The sequence below is a fragment of the Streptomyces sp. NPDC104581 genome (assembly GCF_055583685.1).
Genome location: NZ_JBVJNN010000094.1, coordinates 1 through 1,545, shown reverse-complemented (window position 1 = coordinate 1,545; position 1,545 = coordinate 1). Strand labels below are relative to the sequence as shown.

Below are 1,545 nucleotides of genomic sequence, written 5' to 3'. Positions count from 1 at the left end.
CCCCCGAGCGTGACCCCGTCCACCGGCCGCACCGTGTCGTTCCACCCGTGGAGCACCAACTCCCGCTCACACGCCGACATCACCTCCACCTCACCCACCGACAACCGTGGGTCGGCGGTGACTTGGTCCAGGACCCGCCCGAAGGAGTCGACCAGACGCTCCACCGTCGACCGGTCGAAGATGTCGGTACTGAACAGGACCGCGCCCGTGATGCCGGCCGCCTCGTCCTCGCGCAGCAGGAACTCCAGGTCGAACTTGGCCGAGCGGGTGTCCACGAACGTGCCGGGGCCCGACCGCGTACCCGCAAGCCGGACGTCCGGCGCCGCACCGCTCTCCAGCGCCAGACAGATCTGGAACAGCGGATGCCGGGCCAGCGACCGAACCGGGCTGGTCGCCTCGATCACGAGGTCGAACGGCGTCTCCTGATGGGCGAACGCGTCCAGATCCGCGGTGCGCACCCGGTCGAGCAGTTCACGGAACGACGGATCGCCCGAGGTGTCGGTCCGCAGCACCAGCGTGTTGACGAAGAACCCGACCAGCTCGCCCAGGGCGTCGTCCGTGCGGCCCGCCACCGGGGACCCGAGCGGTATGTCCTCGCCCGCGCCCGTCCGGGTCAGCGTCGCGGCCAGCGCGGCCTGGAGCACCATGAAGACCGTGCAACCCTCCGCCTTGGCCAACTCGACCACGCGGGAGCGCAGTTCACCGCCGAGGTCCACCACGACCGCGTCACCGCTCTGGCCCGCCACGGCCGGCCGCGGCCGGTCCAGGACGAGTCCCAGCTCCTCCGGCAGATCCTTCAGCGCCTCGCGCCAGAACGCCAGCCCCTCGGCGAGCACGGACGTCTCGTCCGACCCGTCGCCGAGCATCCGGTGCTGCCACAGCGCGTAGTCCGCGTACTGCACGGGCAGCGGTGTCCAGCTCGGTGCCGTCCCTGCACGGCGGGAGGCGTAGGCCGCGGAGAGGTCACCGAAGAGCGGCCGGAGCGACTGGCCGTCCGTGGCGATGTGGTGCAGCAGCACCAGCAGGACGTGCGCGCCGTCGCCGAGGTCGAAGAGCGTCACCCGCAGCGGGGGTTCGGCGCCGAGGTCGAAGGTGTGCCCGGCCGCCGCGCGCAGCCGCTCGTCGAGCGTGTCCGCGTCCGCCGTCTCCCGTCCGAAGACGACCTGAACGTCCTCGGGGGCCAGGACGGTCTGGTAGGGCTTGCCGTGCTCCGACCCGAACACCGTCCGCAGCACCTCGTGCCGTCCCACCAGGTCACCGAAGGCGGCGCGCAGCGCTTCGGCGTCCAGCTCCCCGTCGATCCGCACCGAGAGGGGCACGTTGTAGGCGGTGCCCTGCTCCCCGAGCGCGGCGAGGAACCACAGCCGGCGCTGTGCGTACGAGAGCGGCAGCCGGTCCGGCCGGTCAGCGGCGGTCAGCGGCGGACGCTCGCGCCCCGGTCCCAGTGCCTGGGTGGTGATGTGGTGGGTGAGGGTGGCGGGGGTGGGGTTTTGGAAGATGTCGCGGATGGTGAGGTTGGTGTGGAGGGTGGTGCGGATGCGGGTG

Annotated in this window: 1 protein-coding gene; it reads right to left on the bottom strand. The window is 71.9% G+C overall.

Going from position 1 to position 1,545, the window contains the following annotated elements; translation table 11 throughout:
- Positions 1-1,545: condensation domain-containing protein (locus ACZ61E_RS32545; RefSeq protein ID WP_469704017.1), on the bottom strand; the 1,545-nt coding region annotated here is incomplete at both ends.